General features: G+C 63.4%; 7 protein-coding genes. 5 read left to right on the forward strand and 2 right to left on the reverse strand.

The window, feature by feature from the left end; genetic code table 11:
- The 3 genes from EN964_RS23170 to EN964_RS23180 all read left to right on the forward strand — a co-directional run.
- Positions 1-651 (forward strand): FadR/GntR family transcriptional regulator (locus EN964_RS23170; RefSeq protein WP_127276764.1); only part of this gene is annotated, 651 nt, incomplete at its 5' end.
- 19 nt (positions 652-670) lie between these two features.
- Positions 671-1807, forward strand: coding sequence for an alpha-hydroxy acid oxidase (locus EN964_RS23175; protein WP_127267706.1), 1137 nt, complete (start codon positions 671-673; stop codon positions 1805-1807).
- A 35-nt stretch (positions 1808-1842) separates the two neighbouring features.
- A complete protein-coding gene (locus EN964_RS23180) occupies positions 1843-2616 on the forward strand; it encodes a metallophosphoesterase family protein (RefSeq protein WP_127267707.1) in 774 nt (257 codons plus the stop codon).
- A 39-nt stretch (positions 2617-2655) separates the two neighbouring features.
- On the opposite strand, the gene EN964_RS39135 is transcribed toward EN964_RS23180, so the two are convergent.
- Both EN964_RS39135 and EN964_RS23190 read right to left on the reverse strand, forming a co-directional pair.
- Positions 2656-2787, reverse strand: a complete 132-nt coding sequence (locus tag EN964_RS39135) for a hypothetical protein (RefSeq protein ID WP_013893872.1) — start codon at positions 2785-2787, stop codon at positions 2656-2658.
- Between the two features lie 293 nt (positions 2788-3080).
- The gene (locus tag EN964_RS23190) at positions 3081-3779 is read right to left on the reverse strand and encodes a type 1 glutamine amidotransferase (RefSeq protein WP_127267708.1); all 699 of its coding nucleotides are present in this window, start codon (positions 3777-3779) and stop codon (positions 3081-3083) included.
- A gap of 87 nt (positions 3780-3866) precedes the next feature.
- Here EN964_RS23190 and EN964_RS23195 point away from each other — a divergent pair, with 87 nt between their 5' ends.
- Together EN964_RS23195 and EN964_RS23200 are read left to right on the forward strand one after the other, a co-directional pair.
- A complete protein-coding gene (locus EN964_RS23195) occupies positions 3867-4514 on the forward strand; it encodes a hypothetical protein (protein WP_127267709.1) in 648 nt (215 codons plus the stop codon).
- Positions 4515-4545: 31 nt separating this feature from the next.
- On the forward strand, positions 4546-5280 hold the full coding sequence (locus EN964_RS23200; protein ID WP_127267710.1) for a 16S rRNA (uracil(1498)-N(3))-methyltransferase: 735 nt from the start codon (positions 4546-4548) through the stop codon (positions 5278-5280).
- Positions 5281-5338: the final 58 nt, after the last annotated feature.

Consider the following 5338-nt stretch of genomic DNA (forward strand, 5'->3'; position numbering starts at 1 on the left):
ATCCTGCGTGATGCGCTGAAGGCACTGGAAGGACGCGGCCTTTTGACGACAAGGCCCGGCGGCGGCACGCATGTCGCCGATGTCATCGGCCAGCTCTTCACCAAACCGGTGACAGACCTGATCTCGATGCACCGCAAGGCAGTGACCGATTATCTGGAATATCGCCGCGAGATCGAAGGGGTCGCGGCTGAATACGCGGCACGGCGCGCCACTGCCGACGACATGGCGCTGCTCGACAAGATCATGGCACGCATGGACGATGCGCACCGGACCGGCGACTTCGACGACGAGGCCGAGATTGATGTCGAGTTCCACCACGCGATCTGCGAATGCGCGCACAACATCATCCTTTTGCACACGTTGCGCTCCTGTTACCGGCTGTTGTCGGAAGGCGTGTTCCAGAACCGGCTGCTGGTGTTCACCGTGCCAGGCGCGCGCGACGCCCTGCTGGCGCAGCACCGCGCGATCCATGCGGCGGTGAAGGCCGGCGATCCGGATGCTGCCCGGCAAGCGGCGATGGACCACATCACCTATGTCGAACGGTCGATGGCGGAAGCCGAGCGCAGCGGCGACTGGCAGCGCGTTTCGCGACTGAGGCTGAAGCAGCGGGTCGAAGCCACCGATACCGAACCTGCACGCAAACGCTCCTAGCTATCGAAACGGGAAGCCCATGAGCCAGATCCTGACCATCGCCGACCTCAAGGACCTCGCCCGCCGGCGCGTGCCGAAGATGTTCTTCGACTATGCCGATTCCGGTTCGTGGACCGAAAGCACGTATCGGGCCAACGAAGAGGATTTCCAGAAGATCAAGTTCCGCCAGCGCGTGCTCGTCGATATGGACAACCGTTCGCTGGCATCGACGATGATCGGCGAAAAAGTGTCGATGCCGGTGGCATTGGCGCCAACCGGCATGACCGGCATGCAGCACGCTAATGGCGAGATGCTGGCGGCTCAGGCGGCGGAGGAATTCGGCGTGCCGTTCACCTTGTCGACGATGAGCATCTGCTCCATCGAGGATGTCGCCTCGGTAACCACGAAGCCGTTCTGGTTTCAGCTCTATGTGCTGCGTGACAAGGAGTTCGTGCTCAACCTGATCGACAGGGCAAAGGCGGCGAAATGCTCGGCGCTCGTGCTGACGCTCGACCTGCAGATTCTCGGTCAGCGCCACAAGGACATCCGCAATGGGCTTTCGGCGCCACCCAAGCTGACGCTGACGAACATCGTCGACATGGCCATCCGCCCGCACTGGTGCGCCGCCATGGCCGGCACGAAGCGGCGGACCTTCCGCAACATTGTCGGCCACGCCAAGGGTGTCGGCAACATGGCCTCGCTGGCATCGTGGACGACGGAGCAGTTCGACCCGCATCTGTCGTGGAAGGACGTCGCCTGGATCAAGGAGCGCTGGGGCGGCAAGCTGATCCTCAAGGGCATTCTCGACAAGGAGGACGCGCTGATGGCGGCCAAGACCGGCGCCGACGCGATCATCGTTTCCAACCATGGCGGGCGCCAGCTCGATGGTGCGTCGTCGTCGATCGGCGTGCTGGAAGAGATTGCCGACGCGGTTGGCGACACGATCGAAGTGCATATGGATGGCGGCATCCGCTCCGGGCAGGATGTCCTGAAGGCGCTTTGCCTAGGTGCCAAGGGAACCTATATCGGCCGGCCATTTCTTTATGGCCTGGGGGCGCTTGGCAAGGAAGGGGTTACCAAGGCGTTGGAAATCATCCGCAAGGAGATGGACATCACGCTGGCGCTGTGCGGAAAGCGTCTTGTCACCGACATGGGCAAGGACCAGCTCCGGCGCTAAGCCCGTGACCGCGCGACCACGGAGACACCGAAAAATTGGCAGAACCCGGCATCCATTTTCTCGACGCGCATGGGCCGGAAGGTGTGCGTCTTTACGCGATCGGCGATGTCCACGGCCGGCTCGACCTGCTGGCCGCCATGCATCGGCGCATCAGGACCGAGATCGAGCAGGAGGCGCCTGCCGACTGGCGCGTCATCCATCTTGGCGACTATGTCGACCGCGGGCCGGACTCGAAGGGCGTCATCGATTTCCTGATCGAAGCGCAAGAGCGCGACCCTCGTCACCTGATGCTGGCCGGCAACCACGACATCGGTTTTCTCGACTTTCTCAAGACCCCTGACCCGGAAGGGCTTTTCATCCGGTTCGGCGGCATCCAGACGGCACACTCTTACGGCGTGGCGATCAGTGAAGGCACAAGCATGTGGTTCGGCAAGGCCGAATCGGCCGTGCGCAAAGGACATCAGGCCCTGGTCGAGGCCGTGCCGCAAAGCCACATCGACTTCCTGCGATCGCTGCCGTTCTCCGCGACTTTCGGGGACTTCTTCTTCTGTCATGCCGGCATCAGGCCGGGCAATCCTCTGGAGAAGCAAAGCCCGCAGGACCTGATCTGGATCCGCGACGTCTTCCACAACCACCCCGACCTCTATCCGAAGATCGTGGTGCACGGCCACACGCCGGTGCCGGAGGCGGAAGTGATGGCCAACCGCGTCAATGTCGACACGCTTGCCTGGCAATCAGGCATGCTGAGCGCGCTCGTCGTCGACGGCGCGGACAAACGCATCCTGACAATGACGATCAAGGAAGCTTGAGCGTCGCGCGTCGGAGGACGCGAAAGGCGCTTTCCGCCTTTAGCGCAGCGAGGCGGTGACGCCGTAACCGTCGACGGCGTTGTGGTTGTTGGCTGCGTCGGCGGCATAGATGCCGAGACCGCACAGCACGATGGCGGACAACATGGCAAAGGACAGAAGCGCTGCTTTCACGGAGGTCATCTCTTGTTGAGCTTTCTGCATCTGTGCACCAGGCGGTTACCAATGCGTTGAAACGGAGAATTCGCTTCAAAGTTTCGACGATTTTGCGCTTCTAGGCATGTTCTGTATCAACGGTGTGTCGCGCGGGTCACACAAAAGGTTCATAGCCGTTGCACAGAAGATGCAGAGCGCGCGCCTTCTAGGATGGCGGGCGGACACAAGCCAAGAATGAAACGGTTTTCCCCAGGCGGTTTCACCGCCGCGTGCCAATTATGTCACGCTGGAGGGTACGGAGAGGCCAACACTCAGATGGTCGCTACCCAGGCACGGGCAATGGCGAGGCCAGCGGCATCCGCATCGGGCCCGTTGCGGGCCATTTCGCCATCGAGCTTGCCGGCCCAGTCGGGATGGCGAGCGGCGATGGTCGGGGCAAACGACGTGCTCCAGTCCTCGACCATCGGCCGGTCGGCCTCGAAATGGAACTGGAAGCCGTAGACGGCGCGGCCGACGCGAAATGCCTGGTTCTCGGCGACATCGTTGCCGGCAAGCCGCACGGCGGCCTCAGGCAGCACGAAGGTGTCGTCATGCCACTGGAAGATCGGGAATTTCTCCGGCAGCGCGCCCAGCACCGGATCGCCCTTGGCGTCCGCCGTCAGCGATACGCCGTGCCAGCCGAACTCATTGGCGCCGCCGATGCGGTTTTCGCCGCCGAAGGCACGGGCGACGAGTTGGCTGCCCAGGCAGATGCCGAGCACGGCGCGATCCTTGTCGGCAAAGTCGCGGGTCAGTTCGAGCAGTGCCGGGAAATAGGGGTACTCATCGTCGGCCAGCGCGTTCTGGCCGCCGCCGAGCACGATCATGGCATCATGCCCGGCCGCGTCATCCGGCAGGGGATCGCCTTTGTAAGGGAGACGCAGGTCGAGATCGGCACCCGCTTCCGCAAGTGCTGCGCCGACCTGGCCGAGGCCGGTATTGTCGTAGTTCTGCACCACCAGCACCCGCATCACAAAACCCTGCTGACATGAAAAGATGCGAGGAGCGATATCATGCCGCTCGCATTGCAGCCAAGATGCGTGTCCGGAGAGAAAACTATGCCACTGCAGAACCGGGTCGATCCGTTCGGTACCATCCACGCTGTGCCCGATCGCGGCATGTTCACCGGCAATCGCGGCATCATCCACGATCCCGAGACCAAGACGCTCAAGAAGAAGCGCTGGGCGCTTCCGGCCTGGATCATCTGCGTCCGCCAATTCCGCGATGTGCGGCGCGAACCGATGGGCCGCAACCGGAAGGGCGGCAAAGCGGGCTGGACAGAACTGTTCTTCCTCGACGAGGTGACGGCATTGGCGGCCGGGCATCGCCCCTGCTTCTTTTGCCAGCGCGAACGGGCCAGGGATTTCGTCGGCCGCTTCGGCGACGCGTTCGGCATTGCCGAACCGCGCGCGCCGATGGTCGACAAGCGGCTGCACAAGGAGCGGCTGGCCTCGGGCGGCAGGCCGCCAGGGATTGCTGTTGAAGACCTTGCCGGCCTGCCGGACGGCGCCATGGTTGCGGATGGTCGCACTGTTTATGCCCTGCGTAGGGGCAAGACGCTGCGCTGGTCGTTTGCGGGATATGGCCCACCCGCAGATTTCGGCCTGCTCAAAGGCAGGACGCTGTCGCTGCTGACGCCGGCCACGACGCTCGCCGTGCTGCGGCGTGGCTTTCGGCCGGTGTGGCATCCTACCGCCGAGGCTTGACGCCGGCGGCCGGCTCGCTCATTCCTCGGCGATGCGCGCCAATTACAAGATGCAACGTCTGTTCGTGCCCGACGATCTCGCGCCGGATGTCGAGTTCGACGCTGGCCAACAGCAGAGCCACTATCTCCTGCATGTGCTGCGGCTTGGCGAAGGCGCCGAAATCCTGGTGTTCAATGGCCGCGACGGGGAGTGGTCAGCGGCCATATCAGCGAAGACGAAAAGGGCGGTGCGGCTGAAGGTGTCAGCGCTGCAGCGGCCGCAGCCGCCGCTGCCCGATCTCGTCTACTGCTTTGCGCCGTTGAAGCAGGGCCGGCTCGACTATCTCGTGCAGAAGGCGGTCGAGATGGGCGCCGGCATCCTGCAGCCGGTCATCACCCAGCACACGCAAGTGGCCAAGCCGTCGATCGATCGCCTGCGCGCCAATGTCGTCGAAGCCGCCGAACAATGCGGCATCCTGGCCGTGCCTCAGGTGCACGAAGCCGAAAAATTCGACCGTTTGCTGACCGGCTGGGACACTGAGCGACGGCTGATCTTCTGCGATGAGGATGCTTCGACCAACAATCCGCTGGCCGCGCTGCAGGCGGTCAAGGAAAAGAAGCTTGCGCTGCTGGTCGGGCCGGAGGGCGGCTTTTCCGACGACGAGCGCAAGATGCTGCGCGCCCTGCCCTTCGTCACCGCCATTCCGCTCGGCCCGCGCATCCTGCGCGCCGACACGGCGGCGGTGGCCGCGCTCGCGGTGATGCAGGCAACTGTCGGAGACTGGTGAGACGTCATCCCTTGCAAGGGACGCAGAGTTCCAGCAACGTTCAATTCCTGTTGACCTG

It is taken from the genome of Mesorhizobium sp. M7A.F.Ca.CA.001.10.2.1 (assembly GCF_003998575.1).
In the GTDB taxonomy this organism is placed as follows: domain Bacteria; phylum Pseudomonadota; class Alphaproteobacteria; order Rhizobiales; family Rhizobiaceae; genus Mesorhizobium.